Genomic DNA, 510 nt, shown 5'->3' with positions numbered 1-510 from the left:
AACACGGAGCTTGCTCTGTGGGATCAGTGGCGAACGGGTGAGTAACACGTGAGCAACCTGCCCCTGACTCTGGGATAAGCGCTGGAAACGGCGTCTAATACTGGATACGAGTAGCGACCGCATGGTCAGTTACTGGAAAGATTTATTGGTTGGGGATGGGCTCGCGGCCTATCAGCTTGTTGGTGAGGTAATGGCTCACCAAGGCGTCGACGGGTAGCCGGCCTGAGAGGGTGACCGGCCACACTGGGACTGAGACACGGCCCAGACTCCTACGGGAGGCAGCAGTGGGGAATATTGCACAATGGGCGCAAGCCTGATGCAGCAACGCCGCGTGAGGGATGACGGCCTTCGGGTTGTAAACCTCTTTTAGCAGGGAAGAAGCGAAAGTGACGGTACCTGCAGAAAAAGCGCCGGCTAACTACGTGCCAGCAGCCGCGGTAATACGTAGGGCGCAAGCGTTATCCGGAATTATTGGGCGTAAAGAGCTCGTAGGCGGTTTGTCGCGTCTGC

Annotated in this window: 1 rRNA gene; it reads left to right on the top strand. The window is 57.5% G+C overall.

From position 1 onward, the window contains the following. A 16S ribosomal RNA gene (locus BCY91_RS10265) occupies window positions 1-510 on the top strand; the annotation flags it as partial.

The organism is Pelobium manganitolerans (genome assembly GCF_003609575.1).
GTDB classification, from domain to species: Bacteria; Bacteroidota; Bacteroidia; order Sphingobacteriales; family Sphingobacteriaceae; genus Pseudopedobacter; species Pseudopedobacter manganitolerans.
The sequence above is the reverse complement of the archived record's forward strand: the minus strand, read 5'-3'. Positions and strand labels throughout refer to the sequence as shown.